Source organism: Serratia sp. UGAL515B_01, assembly GCF_033095805.1.
Classification (GTDB): Bacteria; Pseudomonadota; Gammaproteobacteria; order Enterobacterales; family Enterobacteriaceae; genus Chania.
Genome location: NZ_CP109901.1, coordinates 716,357 through 733,168, shown reverse-complemented (window position 1 = coordinate 733,168; position 16,812 = coordinate 716,357). Strand labels below are relative to the sequence as shown.

Sequence of the window (16,812 nt, the reverse complement as noted above, 5' to 3'; positions counted from 1 at the left end):
CACACTGATGCTGTTTAAGTGGGGGGAGCGTCCATTCCATTAGAGCCAACTCGTGTCGCACCACAGGATTACACATAGCCCCTTAGAAAAGACTATCTATTGTTAGGGGGTGTCCCTTAACCCAATTATCTAGTGTTAGCAACGCCTTGAGCTTATTAAAATTGACTTCACCGGAAGCTGCTGAAACGAAGTGCTGCAACTGCCATTCTTGCGTTGTAATCGCTTGTTTCACAATGGGTTTAACCCAAGGAGCATAAACGCGAATGGCTCTTTTCCCCTCTTTGCCCTTCACTGACATGACCCCCTTTTTCGCCAGCACATATTTGTTGAAGATAAAGAGACCCCGATGAGTATGATCAAAGACGCTCACTAATACGAACTCAATGCCATCGTCATAATCGATGGGCATAATCTCATCCTGTGCACGCGGTCTTTTCCACATGGTCACAAATTGCCCGAGTTTAGTTGGGGTTGTATTAGCGACGCGGAATAAGACTCGCTTGCCTTCCACCTCAAACTGACAGGCGCCATACTCGCCGCTCTCAGTTTCTCGTTGAGGTTGCGATATGCAGATCCCGGCGGGCAATAACACGTCGTTTATTATATCGGAAAGTTGAACGGGAATGCTCCCCTTCATCGGATCGGCAAACCAAGTCCCTTCAACGTCTTTACTATTTCCCAACATACCTAATTTCCCTCTTTCGCCTCAGTGTAGCGATCAGCAAAAGTTCGATTTATCCATAGATGCTCGCCTCCTGTTTGCCAAGCTAAATATGCCAATAACCATGAGTACATTACTCGGTATTCAACCCTGAATAGCATGCTAAATTAAATTTAGCGATCATGGTGATGATGATAACCCTTCGGATTTTTATTTTGCCAATTCCAAGTATCTCGCATCATGGTATTAATACCACGAGACACTTCCCAACCGAGTTCCATCTTGGCTAACCCTGCATCGGCCCAGAAAGCAGGGAGGTCACCATCACGACGCGGCAATATCTGATAAGGAATAGTCACACCCGACGCTTTTTCAAAAGCCTGTATCATTTCCAATACTGAGTACCCAACCCCGCTCCCCAGATTGTAGGCCCTAAAACCTCTGAGTATTCGCAACTTATCCATCGCTATACAGTGTCCTTCTGCCAGATCCATGACATGAATATAATCACGTACCCCTGTACCATCCCTGGTAGGATAATCACCACCAAAAACCCCCAGTTTTTCCAGTTTGCCGATTGCTACCTGCGCAATATAGGGCAACAAATTATTGGGTATACCATTTGGGTCTTCACCGATCAGGCCTGACTCATGGGCACCGACAGGGTTGAAATAACGTAAAGCAATAGTTGAGAATTGAGGCTCGGCTTTGGCAAAATCTTGCAGAATGTGCTCAATAAACATTTTGGAAGTGCCATACGGGCTGGTAGTACTGCCGATGGGAGTCGTTTCGACATAAGGAACTGGGGAATTTGCGCCATAGACGGTTGCTGAAGAACTGAAAATAAGTTGATGCACATTAGCCCGGCGCATTTCATCCAAGAGAGTGAGAGTCCCAGAGACGTTATTTTTATAGTACTCCAAAGGGTTGTGCGTGGACTCGCCTACCGCTTTCAGCCCGGCAAAATGGATCACTGAAGAAATCTTATGGCAATCAAAAATATGCTTTAGGCATGTGTCATCCTGAATATCGCCCTCATAAAAAATCACCTCTTTTCCTGTTAATTGCTTCACTCGGCGCAGTGACTCCTCAGACGAATTCGACAGATTGTCTAGAACTACCACATCCTTATTCAGCTCAAGTAGTGATAGAACAGTGTGGGAACCAATATAACCAGCACCACCTGTGACTAAAATTGTCATACTAACTCCCTCTATTTGATTTAATTCGGCTTGGCTTGTTGCACTTGAGAACCAATGGCTTGCCCAAAAGCAGGAAATCCATTGGACTGCCAGCCAAAAGGCTGCATATGAATTTCACGCGCCCAGCCCGCGCCTTTGAATTTTGCTACGTGGTAAATCAGCCAGGATTGTCCACGATTGTCGGTAAAAAAGCCGTTATGTCCAGGGCCATAGACATCGGCGGCTTCATTCTTGCTAAAGACCGGCGTCGGATGCTTGCTCCAATTGGCCGCTACCATCGGGTCGCCCCCTTTGAAAAGCAGCAAGCCAAGGCAATAATCATCTGTCCAGCTTCCGCTAGCTGAATAGACAATAAACACTTGGCCTTTAGAATTGATTAATACCTGAGGGGCTTCGTTAACCAGTGGTGTTCCAACCTGTTCCCACGTAAATTCTGGCCTGGATAATTCGACACGCTCACTAGTTAATTGCCATGGTGTCCCCATTCTGGCGATATAAAGACGTTGCTGTTCATTAGTATCACCTTCCCAACCCGACCAAATAAAGTAACGTTTTCCTTCAAACTCGAAAATAGTGCCATCAATAGCCCATTTATCACTGGCATCTGCTATTTTTCCTGACTGGGTTGCCGCAGGATAATGATATTCACTGAACGGATCGCTATTTTCTGATTGCAGCACATACATGCGTTGTTGGGTCATATCACCTGCAGACGCGGCAAAATAGATGTACCAACGGCCATCCAGATAATGTAACTCAGGTGCCCAGACGTGCTCGCTATTCACGCTATTGGGTTTAGGCATCCAGACGACTTTCTGTTCAGCATTATCCAGCTCGCTCAAATCCTTTGTGCGCCATAGCGTAATATTGCTCGCCGTGGTTTGGGTGTAGTAGTAATAACCATCAGTATGACGAACCACCCATGGGTCTGCTCCATCACTCAGTACGGGATTAGTAAACGTTGTGTTTGCCTGTAATGACATGATATTTCCCATCATTAATAAAAAAAAGACCCCCATCCAATGCATTAACGGATGTTTCATATTCTTTTGCATCTGTATACATCCTTCAGCATAACGTCAGTTACGTAGCGTTTTACCGTCTTTATCAAACAGGTGAATATGCTCAAGCGCGATCGACAAAGAAATAGCTTCATGGCATTCGGGTATACGGGAGTCGGTATTTATTTTTACCAACAGCAAGGGGTCTACGCCGGGACATTGAACATGCAAAAATGCTGAATCCCCGAGATTCTCAACCAACGAAACGTGGCCTCGAAGATGACATTCTCTACTATTCTCCCCCACTACAGTAAGGTGCTCCGGGCGGATACCCAACTTTATTTGTTGATGTTCAGTGCAGTCAAACCTGGCCTTGGCAATCTGAATAGGGGCATCATTCCCTAGTTCAAGATGCCATACGTCATCTTTTTCTGCGTTTACTCTGGTTGTGAGAATATTCATTCTTGGGGTTCCCAGAAAAGTCGCAACAAACTCGGTAGCAGGACGTTGATAGAGCGCGACCGGGGAACCCACCTGCTCGATATATCCTTTATTGAAGACTACAATCCTATCGCCCAGGGTCATGGCTTCCACTTGGTCATGGGTGACATAGATCATGGTGGTGCCCAATTTCTGATGCAAGCGTGCCAACTCTGTGCGCATTTTCCCTCTCAGCGACGCATCCAGATTAGAAAGCGGCTCATCAAACAGGAATACCTCAGGCTCACGGACGATGGCTCGGCCAATCGCTACCCGCTGCCGCTGCCCACCGGAAAGCTCTGCCGGTTTGCGCTTCAGCAAATGTGCCAATTGCAGGGTTTCTGCCACCTTATTCACTTTAATGGCGATCTCTTTCTTCGATGTTTTATTGAACAGCAAGGAAAAACCCATATTTTCCTCTACTGTCAGATGCGGATAGAGCGCGTAAGATTGGAAGACCATCGCGACTCCCCGTTTTGCAGCTTCAAGCTTGTTCGCCAGTTTGTCGCCAATATGAACCTCCCCAGCAGTAATCTCCTCCAGCCCCGCAATCATCCGTAGCAGCGTTGACTTACCACAACCGGAAGGACCAACAAAAACGACAAACTCCCCCTTGTTAATTTTTAGATTAACGTTATGAATGACTTGATTTCCGTCGGGATAAATTTTCTTCACATCGTTCAATATTACACTAGACATTCTCTTTATCTCTTTTACCAACCTCAATAAGGCTGTAATAAAGTGGGGAACCGATCAGGTTACCAAGCTAACCCAAAAAAAATTTAACCTTTCAGCCCAGTCGCGGCGAGAAAACCCGAAGCAACCCTCTTTTGGAAAAGCACATAAATAATCGCAACTGGCATACCGCCAATAAGCGCAGATGCCATATTCTGTGCATATCTGACCCCATAGCTGTCATTTAATTGAGTCAAGCCAATAGGGATCGTCATATTCTCGGTAGAACTGATCACCAGGAATGGCCAGAGGAAATTATTCCATGCACCGATAAAGGTAATAATCGCCATGGCGTAAATAATATTCTTCGAAAGTGGAATATAAACTTTCAATAGAACCTGGAATTCGCTAGCACCGTCAAGGATCGCCGCTTCACGAAAATCCTTGGGAACCTGATCAAAGAAGCGTTTGAATACAAAAAGCACCATGGGCGAGACAATCTGCGGCAGAATGATCCCCCCGAGCGAGTCAACCAACCCCATATGATAAATCTGTCGAAAAAGTGGGATGACCAACGCCTCAAAGGGAAAAATAATCCCGAACATGCAGGTCCAGAAAATCAGGTTGGCGCCCCGGAATCTGAGTTGCGAAAAACTATAGGCCGCCAGCACGGTAATCAGCAAAGTCACCCCCGTAATCGCTAAAGAGGTGACGACGCTATTCATGAAGAACGTGGGTAAGCTCCCGAAGGTCAACACACTAACAAACGCTTCAACGGTGGCAGGATCGGGTAGCCATTGTAATCCGGAGACAGTTTGAGCCTCTGAACGCAATGCCGTGCTCAACGCCCACAGCAGTGGGCTGCTCCAAAGAAAGCACAGCAGCAAAGTTAACATCGCGGCCAGCAAGGAACTAAGCTTTATATTCATCTTAACTCCGACGGTTTATAAAATGGCTAAACAAAGATTGCAGTAACAGGATCAGCAAAATAATCACTACGAAAGTCACCGCGATAGCCGACGCATAACCGGCATTTTGATTGACGAATCCCGTTTCATACATGTAATGAAGCACGACTTTCGTACTGTCAAAGGGTCCGCCTCCGGTAAGCAAGTAGGTCTGACCAAATATTTTCAACGATGCAACCAATTGCAAACCAAAAACCATCAAGGTAACCGGACGTAATTGTCGCCAGGTAATGTAGCGAAATGTTCCCCAGCGTGTCGCGCCATCCAATCCCGCGGCTTCGTAAAGATCTTGAGGAATATTTTTTAATGCTGCGAGGAACAGTAATACGTTGAAACCAACCGTCCACCAGATGGTGGCAAGTGCCACCATCTGCATGGCAAAATCAGGATCGTTAAACCACGCAATCTGGCTGCCAGCAACCAGGTTCACGACCCCAAAGGTTGGATGTAACATCCAACTGGAGATCATTGCCATCACTGCGATCGGCAAGATATTGGGAATGAAAAAAATAGCCTGCACCGTACTGGCAAAGTAGCTCAAGCGGTTGATCAACATTGCCATGACCAACCCTAGAGCCGTGAGTGGAACCACCGTCAGCAGCGAGAAGTACCCGGTATGCAACATCGCATACCAAAAATCAGGATCCTGCAACAGTTCTACATAGTTGGCTAACCCAACATAACCGTGAGTTTCTGTTAAGCCGCTATCGGTAAAGCTGAGCTGCAATGTCTGCAGTGCAGGCAATACAAAAAAGAGCACAAAGGCAAGTAAGAATGGCATTAACATCATCCAAGGTATCAATGCCTTACCTGCACTGGCTGAGAGTGTTTCTTGTCCGTGTTGGTTACACATACTTGAGTACCACCGTTTAAAAAAGCTGCCTGCTCACAACCCTCTGGCTTTCACCATGTTATGTATTAGCGAGCGGGGCGGTTCATAAATTTACCCGCATCGCGCTCAAACATTTGCAGGGCCTTTTCTGTTGCAAGCTGGCCTGTCAACGCGGCTGGAAAATACTTGGAGGCGGTTGCCTGTAGAGGGCCGGCTGCGCCACTGTACCAACCATCGGGTTCATAGACGATGTGGCTTGCGGTTGCGGTGGCATAGTCATTCACCAATGGCATCGCTTTAAATGCTTCAGTATTCACCGCTGGCTCAAAAGCAGGAATGTGGCCACCTTCCGCCCAGGTAAGCGCATGTTGGTTAACATAGGTGGCAAACTTCACGATACCCAGCATCTTCTCTGCCGTGATCGGCTTCCCTTTGTTATTGGGAATAGCGATAGCATGCGAGTCAGCCCAGACGGCGGGGTTGCCATTAAAGAATGCAGGAAGAGGAGCAACACCAATATCCAAAGCTTGCTGCTTGTTACTCATCTTATCCATGACCGAAGGGATCTCCCACACGCCGTTAAGCATGAAGGCTGAATGCCCGGTCAAGAATTCAGTCGTTGAGGAAGAGTAATCCAATCCCTTGGTGGCATAACCCTTTGAGTACCAATTTGCCATGGCGTCCATCGCTTTTTTACCGGCTTCACCGAAGACGAACTGGTTGTTCTGGATGGTTTGCGCGCCTTGCTGGCGAATCATTGATGACCATAACCGATAGGGCATATAGGACATGGGGGAGGTTTCCATGCTAAGCCCGACGGCACCTGTTTGTTTGACACTCTCGAGTGCCGCATTGAACTGTTCCAAAGAGTCAATCGGTTTAAGTTTGCCCTGCTCATCCAAAAGACCGGCTTTACGAACAATATCTTTGTTGTAATAGAGAACTAACGCATGGGTATCAATCGGCAAGGCATAGTTTTTACCTGCGACGGTACTTTGCTGCCAAAGCAATGGAAAAATTTTGTTAGGGTCATAGTTAGCACCTTTTAGCGCTGTTATTGTGATGGGTTCTAAACCATTAGTTTGCGTAAAACCGGAAATCTTGGACAAATGAATAGTCGCCATATCTGGGCCACTGCCCAGTGATGTCGCTGTTTTCAATTTAGTGTAGAAAGGCTCCCCCCAATTCAACACGGTTGTTTCGATTTTATATTCGTCTTGGCTGGTATTAAAACCTTCAACCAAGTTTTTCATACGCGCGCCATCACCACCATTAAGTAGTGTCCAGTATTGGAGGGTAGTTTGTGCCATCACTATCGGGGATAATATTGTCCCCATAGCCAATAATAACCACAATTTTGATTTATTCATTTTTTCATTATCCTTTTATTAAATCAGAAAAATAACTTCACTTACTTGGCATACAGTGATTGCAAAAAACAGCCCACGACTATTACCACCATGCTTCCCACATTGCCCCAACGTTTAAAGCATTCAGCCGGGTATCATCATTATTAAGGATATTTCTATTACGCTTATTATCTACTTCACCTGCGGTTACATAGAAACGCAACATCGGTCTGAAGCTTGGCCCCATACCAATTGAGATATTTTGCGAAAGTGTCGCTTTCCAACCTGAGTTCCTACCACCTTCTGAATAATCAACGATCTGATAGCCTGTTTCAAACCACGTAGAATGAACGTCATTCCAAAAATACATAGGACGAACAATAATTCCGTAATTAGTTCTATTATCTTTTTCATTACCATCAATATGGAAATCATGATAGGCCAGTAAATACTCAACAGAGGCTTTCTCAGAGAAATTAACGCTCCCTTCTGCACTGGTAAAAATAGTCGTCAGATCTTCTGTTTTCCAATAAACGCTATTATCAGCATGATTACTGTAACGCACTATCAGCCGGTTATACCCATGTTCCCAACCGCGCCCAAGCACCAACGCACTCTGCCAGGCATTCAACCTTTTATCTTTATCAACCGCTTTTGAATCAAAACCATAGTTGCCATATAACTCAAGATCGGCAAAGCCTAAATCGATGTTATACAGCTTCGACGTCAGTGCATAATGCCCGCTGTCGCCAACACCTCCCCCCCCTGTACAGGTAACTCGCGAAGGATTAGGGTTGTTGTTATCGCTGATTAGCCGTGGATCACACCATTCCACTGCACTGACTACTCCTAACTCCAGTTTGCTCGAGCCTAATTCAAGATTCTTTATACCAGCCCCCTGACCATCATAATTCATCACCATGTAGTCATTGATGCCCTGCTGTAAACGCTGATGGAAATCGCGGCCAGCCCAAATATAAGCATTAGGCTGAGAATCGAGCACCTGAGTCACACCAGCGTAACTTTTCTTCAGATTGACCTCATCCCCCCAGTGGTCAATCATCACGTTCACATCCCAGATAGCCCCCTGCTCGCTACGGAAAAATTTGGTAACCTGAAATTCCCCCCGTTACCTTCATTACCTAATCGCCCTAGCGATGAAGCACCGTTAAAAGAACCATCAACGCCTACATATTTTAAGTCATCCGCCTGATAATGAGCTCCATAGCGTGCATAGCCTGAGAACACCACTCTATTTGGATCTTCCTGAACAGGTTTTTCTTTTGGTTCGGGCTGAACGTTAAGATCGGACACTTCACCATATACCGGCTTCTCTTCTACGGCTTTTTTATCTGCCATTAAGGCATCCAGCTTTTCCTGCCTCTCATTCAGGGCTTTTTCAACCGCGGCGGCAACTATTTTATTCAGTTCACTGCGCGAAATCATGTCATCACTTGCTGCACTAGCACTAGCGGAAAACAAAGCCGTAACAGCTAGCGGTAATACTTTCAAAGAAGCCATTAGATATCCTTTCTGTTCGGTTATTTCCGTTACCATTTTAAAAAGGCACGGTAAGTGGTTGTGGGTAATTTGCTCGTTTCACAATCTCATTCTGTATGCTGGCGCAGTTTAAATATGCGCTACTGATTTATCGTCCAGAAAAGCCATTGACTGACTTCAATGGCTTAAACCGGGCCTGTTACGGTCTGGTAGGCCTTGAACTATTTGGGATATGACTAAAGCGGTGTTAATTATCCAGCTCGTGGATGTAAACCAACTTTACTCAAGCGAGTGACGAGCTCCATCTCCGTCTTACGAAAAGGAATACCATGCTCGTCAAAAACGTCATGGAACCAAAGATGGGCGTAATCTTCACGCTTCTGCAACACCACCGGCCACGGCATAAAGGTTTGGGTTTTACCGCGTACCAACCCCCATTGATAAGGCACAACATTGCAGGCATGCATCAGTGGGAGTTGTTCTTCAAAGTTGCTGCCAACGTGGCGTGCCAGCCATTCAGTGCAGAATATCGGACGTTCGAACTGCTCCATATAGCGCAGTACTCGAACCATTTTGGATGTGGCAACATAGGCATGAAAACTGACCACATCTGACAACTTGAGAGCAGCCTGATCGATCGGATGCTGAAAAATCTCTTCATCAGGTTGATCCTCGTCCAGCGGCAGGTGCCATGCCCCCACGGTCAAAGGTTGTGTCGGGTTTTCCTCACGTGCCCAACCGAATGCCCGCGTCATCAGCTCCAACGCGAATGTTTCCAGCTTTTCGTGATATAGAATTTCTGTTATCCCGGTGGCAAAGGTGCCACGGTTACCCGGTTCGTTGTACAAATCCCACACCACGATGCGTTTATCATCACGGAATGTCCGCACGATGTCGCGAATATAACGTTCAATTTCCGGCCAGATACTCTGATCGCAAACCTTATCACGCCCTGGGCTGGCCGCAGCCTGGCTATTATGTTTGCCTGGAATAGGGGCTTTCTGAGGGCCAAGGTAAGGTTCATCGCCTGAAAAACTGCAGTCATCCATTAGCGTTAACATTACGCGGATGCCGTGTTTCTCAGCAATCCCGAGGAAAATGCCAATACGCGATAACAGCCCTGCTCGGTCATGCTGCCAGACAATAAACGGCAGGTTGATGCGCAAAGTGTTGTACCCCACCTGTGCTGCCCAGCTCAGTTCTTCATCGATAATCGGCGCATTGAACGTCTCAGCCTGCCAAATATCGGTCCAGTTTACTGCTGAACGTGGCAGATAGTTAAAACCGCACATCCATCCCTGCTGCCGATACCAGTCATTTGCCTGCTCTTTACTCCACTGTTGGTACATAACCACTCCTGTCCTATACTCATTATAATAATTAATATTATTAGCTAATATTTATTAGCAATGACTGTAGACAGCAAGGCTGTGATGGTGAAATTGTAAGCACAGTCACACTTCTGCTATTCCCCTGTCGGTGAAATGTGACAGCAAACTCACTGTGATATAGTGCGGCCAGATAAGCAGAAGATGATGAATGCAATGGAAAAGAAAAATAAAATCACCATGAATGACATTGCACGCGAGGCGGGCGTGTCACAGTCTACGGTGTCGCTTATCCTAAACAATGCGCAAAGCATCAAGCTTAGTGATGAGACACGTTTAAGGGTTATCAACACGGCACAAATGCTGGGTTATAAAAAGATCCCCTCACCGCAGAAAGTGGGAGGGCAAGAAGAAGTCGCAATTATTATCAATTCGATGCCAAGCTATGATCCTTTTGTTGATGCACTAAGCCAGGCTCGTGATGCGGCGTGGCGCAACGACACGTTACTGACGATTTACGATTACGGTGATGATATCGATCTGGCGTTGCGTATTATCCAGCAGCTTGAACAGCGCCGTTGCACCGGGATCGTTCTTGCCTCGCCGATTACCCGCAGTATCGATTTTTCGCTTTTCGACCATTGCACTGTGCTACCTATGGTATTGCTAAACGTTTATGACAGTGCCTATCCCCTTCAATCAACCTTTTTACCGGACGATTATGCCAACGCGTTGCAGGTTACACGGCATCTTATCAATCAGGGCGCACGGCGCATTGCACATATCATGGGGGATGACTGGATGGATGCATCGCATCATCGCCTCTCCGGGTATAAAGCGGCTCTGGAACATGCGGGTATCCCATTTGATGACGCGCTAGTGATAAAAACCAACTGGCGACTGGATGAAACGCATCAGGCAACCTGTCAGCTTATGCATCTTCCTTCTAGGCCGGATGCAATTTTTTGTTCAAGTGACTGGATAACACTGGGGTGTTATCAGGCTTTAGCTGAGATGGAAGTGAAGGTGCCGCAGGATATTCTGATCGCTGGGTATGACGATCAGCGAATTGCTGAACAACTGATGCCCAAGCTGACAAGCGTGCAGTTACCGTACACAGAATTGGGCCGTATGGCAGTAGAATACCTTTGCCAAGGGGAATGCACCACGACGCATGTCAGGATGGCGGGGAAATTACAAATCCGTGGTTCGACAACACGGTAATTTATTTAGATTCGCAAAAATAACCGGTTGCTCCACATTAGCAAGGCAAGTCCGCAAAAGTTGCTGTGCTGCTTGTTGGGTAACCAACAGATAAAATTGCTCCTTGGGTGAAATAAAGGCTTCACAGTTTAAGTAGCCTGAACTCCCAAACGCAAACTTTCCAAGTAAACCGGGACAGTTCAATTTCTTGCTTAACATTCTATACTTAGGTATTACTCAAAATATTGGATAAAAACATGCTTTTAGCTACGCTTGCCATTATTGTTGGTTTTGCACTGCTCGTTTGGAGTGCAGACAAATTTGTCGAAGGGGCTGCCGCTAGCGCCAACTATGCAGGAATGCCTCCTTTATTGATTGGTATGATCGTTGTGGGATTTGGTACATCGGCTCCCGAGATGGTGGTCTCGGCTATGGCTGCGATGGAAGGTAATCCGGCTCTTGCTCTTGGCAACGCACTTGGATCAAATATTGTCAATATCACCTTGATACTAGGTGTGACAGCTATTATCGCCCCTATCGCAGTTCATTCGAGCATAATTCGTAAAGAGCTGCCCATTCTCTTGATAATTACTGCAGTGATTGGGGCCATGCTATGGAACCACCAAATAGGCGTTGTTGAGGCGTGGGGACTGATCGGTGGTTTTTTATTGCTGATAGGTTGGTCAATCTGGAGCGCACTTCGTTCGAAAGGTGACCCTTTAGAACAAGAGTTTGACAAAGAAATCTCAACAATTGCGATAACACTCAAGGCGGCTCTTTTCTGGCTGATCGTAGGTTTAGCTCTATTGATTGCCAGTTCTAGAATTCTGGTTTGGGGAGCGGTTGAAATTGCCCAGCAGCTCGGTGTCAGTGATTTGCTGATTGGATTAACAATTGTTGCTTTGGGGACGTCTCTTCCGGAGCTGGCAACATCAATTATGGCGGCTCGAAAAGGTGAGCATGATATCGTAGTCGGAAACATCGTTGGTTCCAACATGTTTAATTCATTAGCGGTTATCGGTATCGCAGGTATCATTGAACCGATTACCAATATTGGTGCTGAAGTCTTCTGGCGTGATTGGACATCAATGCTGTTTGTCACTGCACTTTTGATGTTGCTCGCAGTGCGTTTTGGTAAATCACAAAGCATTAATCGTGCCGAAGGTACTTTGCTTTTACTGTGTTATCTAGGCTACAACACTTATCTGCTCTACGGAGCATTATAAATTCTACAACTCAGGCAAGGGGTTCAGCCTCTTTGAGGGGGCATATCAGACAGAAAGTAATCAACTTTTGCTGCCCCCTCAGCAACACATTTCACAATTTAAATTACAGTCTCATGCGGCCTGTTTTCCCTCTCTGTCTTGAGGTTGTGCCCGTGCGCCGTTGTGGCTGAGCGTGAGCTACACTGCTATCCTCAGTTTCGCGTCCGCCCTGGCCTACGTTTCGGGTTCTCTGTTTGATATACGTTGTCTCGGTGGGTCAATAACGCCTTGTCCCACCCACACAAGCTGCAACGGGGTTGCATAACCTATAACCACTGTGCCAGTGCTCTTCGTTATACCAACGGGTTATACCCTTCATTCTTCAAGTTGCATGGGTGTTGGCGTCGTCCGTTCGCACCCGTCACAGAGTGAGCTATGCTCCTGACGACTCTCCGACTTGCCGCCTACATGCAATTCGCATTATTTTGGGTATAAACCAACCGGATTAAAATCCAAAGTGACACACTACACTGGCAAAGCTCGAACTACGCACCGGAGAGAACAGGATAAGCTTGTGGTACGCAACACAGGATCAACCTGTTACGGGTTCTCTGATTTTTCAGGCGAATCGCTTTCGCCATCTGTTTGTGGTGCTTCGCCATTGTCCCCTTTTTGGAAGGCTTCGACCTGCTGTTTAGCTGAATCCAGCAATGATTGCGCTTGGTCGCTGAGATCTCCTTTCAGCGCCTCAGTGTGTTTCAGCGCATCTTCCTTCATGCTTTGTGTGTGTTCAGTCACTTCTGCCTTTAACGCGTCTGCTTTCTGTTTCAATTCCTGAACCTGGCTGGTGCCAGCCTCTTTAAGAGCACCGATCTCACTTTGCACTTTTTCGCTCAGTGTGCTGGCTTTTTCCTCTGTAGTGTCACTGTTTGAACCGTCGTCGCATCCTGCAAGCAGTAAACCAACCAGGGAAGCCAGTAGAACTTTGTGTAATGTTTTGATCATTTTTAATATCACCTCTGGTTCTTGAAGTTGTGCTTACGAGCCGTTGTTAACGTATTTTAGTATAAATAGACAGCATGATGTTGATTAAGCCAATTGATGACTCAATGCCCAACTTAGGACTAATCTCACTCAATATTCAATTCTTATACCTTCATTTAAATTACCTATAAGGGATTATGAAGATGGATGGGATGAGCGGCGATGGTTAACCCAAACGTTAATCAACAGAGTGACAATCAAAATTGTGACGACCACGCTCAAAGAGATTGCGACAGGGATATGGTAGAGATCCACTATCAGCATTTTTATACCGATAAAGACCAGGATCAATGCCAAACCATATTTCAGCATTGAGAAGCGCGTAGCAACATTCGCAAGCAAGAAGTACATGGCGCGTAAACCTAAAATAGCGAACAAGTTTGAGGTAAGCACGATGAAAGGATCTGTGGTGACAGCAAAGATAGCGGGAATACTGTCTACCGCGAAAATAACATCACTTATCTCTACCATTATCAACACCAGTAACAATGGGGTAGCGAACAGTACGCCGTTACGACGCACGAAGAAACGTTCTCCCTCAAGATGTTCAGTCATACGCAGGTGTTTACGCAGCCACTTTACTACTGGCTTATTGCCGATCGCAGTTGGGTCTTCTCTGGTTAATGCCATTTTTATCCCTGTAAGCAGCAGGAAGGCACCAAACAGATAGAGTAACCAGGAGAATTGAGAAATCAGCAAGCTTCCGGCAAAAATCATGATGGTTCGCAGTACAATTGCCCCGAGTACGCCGAGGATCAGTACGCGTCGCTGCAAGTGAGACGGAATAGCGAAATAACTGAACAGCATCAGCCAAACAAAAACGTTGTCAACGGCCAGCGCTTTTTCGATGAGATAGCCAGTGAAAAAAGCTAATGCCTGAGCATCAGCTATCTCTCTGCCTGCTGTTTGATTCAGGTGGTACCAAAAACCAAAATTAAACAGCAGAGCCATGCTGACCCAAACCAGTGACCAGCAGGCAGCCTGCCTCATTGTCATGGTTTTTTCACCTTTTCTGCCTTGCAGCAGAAGATCGATGGCCAGCATCACGAGAATGATGGTGGAAAAAATAGCCCATAACAAGGGGCTGCCAACGCTGTTTATCGCCATACACCTTCCTCAACGAAACGTAAAAAGCCACAATAGTTAAAAGTTATCAATAGGTTTGATAAATGCCAGAATACTGCTAGAGCGTAGTCAACAGGCGGCGATTTTGAAAGATATGGTAACGATTAATAAAGGCCCCAAAAGGCATGTAATGTAAAATTCAGTGCTGATAAAGGGAACGAGGGCACGTTACACGTCAGGAATAAGCTATACCCAAAATAATGCGAGTTGCGTGTAGGTGGCAAGTCGGAGAGTCGCCAGGAGCATAGCTCACTCTGTGACGGGTGCGAACGGACGACGCCAACACCCATGCAACTTGAAGAATGAAGGGGATATATCAGTAAATTAATGCCTACCAAACTGCACACTGAGTCAGCCTGCAATGAGTCGTAAACTCAGCAAATGATGGCAATGAGTGACCGTTCCACCTTTTGTCAGACCTCTGCGTGGATCACACTTTTATAGAAATAAAGAATCGAACACGATGCCTGCCCGGTATCCTTCACCCGCTGCAATCAGACACTGTACTTACTGAATCGACAACCCGGCATCAACGACAAAATTCTGCCCGGTACAGCCACGACTGTCGTCAGATGCCAAAAACAGCGCCATGCGTGCGCAGTCTGTTGCGTCCAATCGAAACTTGAGCATTTGCATTTCGATGAAATTCTGGTTAGCCAGTTCAAAACCGGCGGGATCCTTGGCCCACATGGCATCTTGACGAGCCGTGCGGATCGCTCCGGGCACTAGGCTATTGACACGAATGCCACTGGCTCCCAGTTCCCGTGCAAGCGTGCGGGTCATGCCATTAAGCGCCGCTTTTGCGGTGGTGTAACAAACCATACTTGGGCGCCCCCGCATCCATGAAATCGACCCCATATTGATAATTACCCCACTGCCTCGTTGGGTCATGCCGGGCACCACAGACTGTACAGCGAAGAAGGCGTGCCGCAGGTTAGTTTCCATGCGCTCATCCCAGAACTCGACGCTCACGTCCTGTAACGGGTGGCGATCATCCCTTGCTGCATTGTTGATCAATACATCGATAGCGCCCCACTCGGCTTCCACGGACCTGATGCAATCTTGCAAGCTTGCAATATCACGAACGTTGCATGGCATAAACGACACACGCTCCTCGCCCAGTTGGCTTGCTAATGCCTGACCGCCGATGTCGTCCATATCAATGAACGCCACACGTGCGCCTTGCTCATGAAAGGCTTCAACAAAGGCTGCGCCAATGCCCGAAGCACCGCCACTGATAAATATCACCTTGTTGTTCAACGAGGGGTAACGTGTATCGGTGTGCTTACTCATGAAAATGTCCTTAAAAATAATTGATCAAACTCAACCAGCAAACGTCGGCTCCGGGTTGCCGGGAACGTTAACCTCAACGGCAAACACACAACCTGAAAGCGGCCACTCTGCAAGCTCCTCGGCGCTACGGTTTTCCCGTGAACTGGTGATATACAACGTCCTTAGGTCAGGCCCGCCGAACGCAACCATGGTCGGCCATCGGGTAGGAACCCGGATTTCGTCCAGTTGAGTCCCATCCTGTGCCAGCCGCAGAATGCGCCCACCGTCAAACTGCGCGCTCCAGTAACAACCCTGGCTATCAAAAGCAGCGCCGTCGGGGCGTCCACCCGAGCCACGGTTAAAAGTTCGCACCATCTGACGTGCCCCTGGATCCCCATCGGCATCCAAGGCATAGCGATAGAGCACATGATTCGGAGTATCACTGTGATACATCCAGGCACGATCCGGGCTAAAGGCCAGCCCATTCGACACCATGACATCTGCGGCCATGACTTCTGCGCGCAAGTGCTCATCGATTCGCATCAACACTGCGCCATTGCGATCGCGAGGTTGCCAGATCGTCCCGGCCCAGAACCGCCCCCATGGGTCGACGCGACCATCGTTAAAACGACTATCTGCGGGGTTGCAAGGGTTATCGGCAAGTTTTTTGCCGAGCGTACCGTCCTCCGACAACAAGTAGATACCGCTACGCAAAGCGACGATAAACCCACCCTGACGGCGCAGCCCATAACAGCCGATCTCTTCAGGCAGTACGATACTGGCAACCGCTCCGGTTAACGGGTCGAACCGGTGTAGTTGTCGTCCCAGAATATCAGCCCAATAAAGAGCCTGTTCCCTAACCGACCACACTGGGCATTCCCCCAGTTCGCTGACCTGTTCGACGACACATTTAACGGTGTAACTCATGCCCTATCTCCTCAAGAACCCTTTCCTGCTCCACTGCCAA

14 protein-coding genes and 1 pseudogene are annotated in these 16,812 nt (G+C 47.2%); 2 read left to right on the top strand and 13 right to left on the bottom strand.

Going from position 1 to position 16,812, the window contains the following annotated elements:
- Positions 1-82: 82 nt before the first annotated feature.
- The 9 genes and pseudogenes from OK023_RS03425 to OK023_RS03385 all read right to left on the bottom strand — a co-directional run bounded on the left by OK023_RS03425 (position 83) and on the right by OK023_RS03385 (position 10,017).
- Entirely contained in the window at positions 83-685 is a 603-nt protein-coding gene (locus tag OK023_RS03425) for a MepB family protein (protein WP_317694824.1), read from the bottom strand.
- A 149-nt stretch (positions 686-834) separates the two neighbouring features.
- Positions 835-1,863 carry a UDP-glucose 4-epimerase GalE gene (galE, locus tag OK023_RS03420; protein WP_317694822.1) on the bottom strand — a complete coding sequence of 343 codons (1,029 nt, stop codon included), beginning with the start codon at positions 1,861-1,863 and terminating at the stop codon, positions 835-837.
- Positions 1,864-1,883: 20 nt separating this feature from the next.
- Positions 1,884-2,918 (bottom strand): glycoside hydrolase family 43 protein, encoded by a 1,035-nt coding sequence (locus OK023_RS03415; RefSeq protein ID WP_317694820.1) that lies wholly within the window; start codon positions 2,916-2,918, stop codon positions 1,884-1,886.
- Positions 2,919-2,942: 24 nt separating this feature from the next.
- Positions 2,943-4,043 (bottom strand): sn-glycerol-3-phosphate ABC transporter ATP-binding protein UgpC, encoded by a 1,101-nt coding sequence (locus OK023_RS03410; RefSeq protein WP_317694818.1) that lies wholly within the window; start codon positions 4,041-4,043, stop codon positions 2,943-2,945.
- A gap of 83 nt (positions 4,044-4,126) precedes the next feature.
- On the bottom strand, positions 4,127-4,948 hold the full coding sequence (locus OK023_RS03405) for a carbohydrate ABC transporter permease (protein WP_317694816.1): 822 nt from the start codon (positions 4,946-4,948) through the stop codon (positions 4,127-4,129).
- Between the two features lies 1 nt (position 4,949).
- Positions 4,950-5,840 carry a sugar ABC transporter permease gene (locus OK023_RS03400; protein ID WP_317694814.1) on the bottom strand — a complete coding sequence of 297 codons (891 nt, stop codon included), beginning with the start codon at positions 5,838-5,840 and terminating at the stop codon, positions 4,950-4,952.
- 65 nt (positions 5,841-5,905) lie between these two features.
- Entirely contained in the window at positions 5,906-7,189 is a 1,284-nt protein-coding gene (locus OK023_RS03395; RefSeq protein WP_317694812.1) for an extracellular solute-binding protein, read from the bottom strand.
- Between the two features lie 82 nt (positions 7,190-7,271).
- Positions 7,272-8,689: pseudogene (locus OK023_RS03390) on the bottom strand (carbohydrate porin).
- A gap of 230 nt (positions 8,690-8,919) precedes the next feature.
- Positions 8,920-10,017, bottom strand: coding sequence for a cellulase family glycosylhydrolase (locus OK023_RS03385; protein ID WP_317694810.1), 1,098 nt, complete (start codon positions 10,015-10,017; stop codon positions 8,920-8,922).
- A 195-nt stretch (positions 10,018-10,212) separates the two neighbouring features.
- On the opposite strand from OK023_RS03385, the gene OK023_RS03380 reads away from it, so the two are divergent.
- Positions 10,213-11,220, top strand: coding sequence for a LacI family DNA-binding transcriptional regulator (locus OK023_RS03380; protein ID WP_317694808.1), 1,008 nt, complete (start codon positions 10,213-10,215; stop codon positions 11,218-11,220).
- A 224-nt stretch (positions 11,221-11,444) separates the two neighbouring features.
- On the top strand, positions 11,445-12,425 hold the full coding sequence (locus tag OK023_RS03375) for a calcium/sodium antiporter (RefSeq protein ID WP_317694806.1): 981 nt from the start codon (positions 11,445-11,447) through the stop codon (positions 12,423-12,425).
- 579 nt (positions 12,426-13,004) lie between these two features.
- On the opposite strand, the gene OK023_RS03370 is transcribed toward OK023_RS03375, so the two are convergent.
- The 4 genes from OK023_RS03370 to OK023_RS03355 form a co-directional block, all read right to left on the bottom strand.
- On the bottom strand, positions 13,005-13,409 hold the full coding sequence (locus tag OK023_RS03370) for a hypothetical protein (RefSeq protein WP_317694804.1): 405 nt from the start codon (positions 13,407-13,409) through the stop codon (positions 13,005-13,007).
- A 174-nt stretch (positions 13,410-13,583) separates the two neighbouring features.
- Positions 13,584-14,555 carry a TerC family protein gene (locus OK023_RS03365; RefSeq protein WP_317694802.1) on the bottom strand — a complete coding sequence of 324 codons (972 nt, stop codon included), beginning with the start codon at positions 14,553-14,555 and terminating at the stop codon, positions 13,584-13,586.
- Positions 14,556-15,080: 525 nt separating this feature from the next.
- Complete coding sequence (locus tag OK023_RS03360; RefSeq protein WP_317694800.1) at positions 15,081-15,866, bottom strand: SDR family oxidoreductase; 786 nt, start codon at positions 15,864-15,866, stop codon at positions 15,081-15,083.
- 30 nt (positions 15,867-15,896) lie between these two features.
- Positions 15,897-16,772: a 6-deoxy-6-sulfogluconolactonase gene (locus OK023_RS03355; protein ID WP_317694798.1), complete on the bottom strand. Its 876-nt coding sequence runs from the start codon at positions 16,770-16,772 to the stop codon at positions 15,897-15,899.
- Positions 16,773-16,812 lie beyond the last annotated feature (40 nt).

Coding starts and splice junctions, on each gene's coding strand:
- OK023_RS03425 (WP_317694824.1), bottom strand. CDS start 685: ATGTTGGGAAATAGTAAAGACGTTGAAGGGACTTGGTTTGCCGATCCG.
- galE (WP_317694822.1), bottom strand. CDS start 1,863: ATGACAATTTTAGTCACAGGTGGTGCTGGTTATATTGGTTCCCACACT.
- OK023_RS03415 (WP_317694820.1), bottom strand. CDS start 2,918: ATGCAAAAGAATATGAAACATCCGTTAATGCATTGGATGGGGGTCTTT.
- OK023_RS03410 (WP_317694818.1), bottom strand. CDS start 4,043: ATGTCTAGTGTAATATTGAACGATGTGAAGAAAATTTATCCCGACGGA.
- OK023_RS03405 (WP_317694816.1), bottom strand. CDS start 4,948: ATGAATATAAAGCTTAGTTCCTTGCTGGCCGCGATGTTAACTTTGCTG.
- OK023_RS03400 (WP_317694814.1), bottom strand. CDS start 5,840: ATGTGTAACCAACACGGACAAGAAACACTCTCAGCCAGTGCAGGTAAG.
- OK023_RS03395 (WP_317694812.1), bottom strand. CDS start 7,189: ATGAATAAATCAAAATTGTGGTTATTATTGGCTATGGGGACAATATTA.
- OK023_RS03385 (WP_317694810.1), bottom strand. CDS start 10,017: ATGTACCAACAGTGGAGTAAAGAGCAGGCAAATGACTGGTATCGGCAG.
- OK023_RS03380 (WP_317694808.1), top strand. CDS start 10,213: ATGGAAAAGAAAAATAAAATCACCATGAATGACATTGCACGCGAGGCG.
- OK023_RS03370 (WP_317694804.1), bottom strand. CDS start 13,409: ATGATCAAAACATTACACAAAGTTCTACTGGCTTCCCTGGTTGGTTTA.
- OK023_RS03365 (WP_317694802.1), bottom strand. CDS start 14,555: ATGGCGATAAACAGCGTTGGCAGCCCCTTGTTATGGGCTATTTTTTCC.
- OK023_RS03360 (WP_317694800.1), bottom strand. CDS start 15,866: ATGAGTAAGCACACCGATACACGTTACCCCTCGTTGAACAACAAGGTG.
- OK023_RS03355 (WP_317694798.1), bottom strand. CDS start 16,772: ATGAGTTACACCGTTAAATGTGTCGTCGAACAGGTCAGCGAACTGGGG.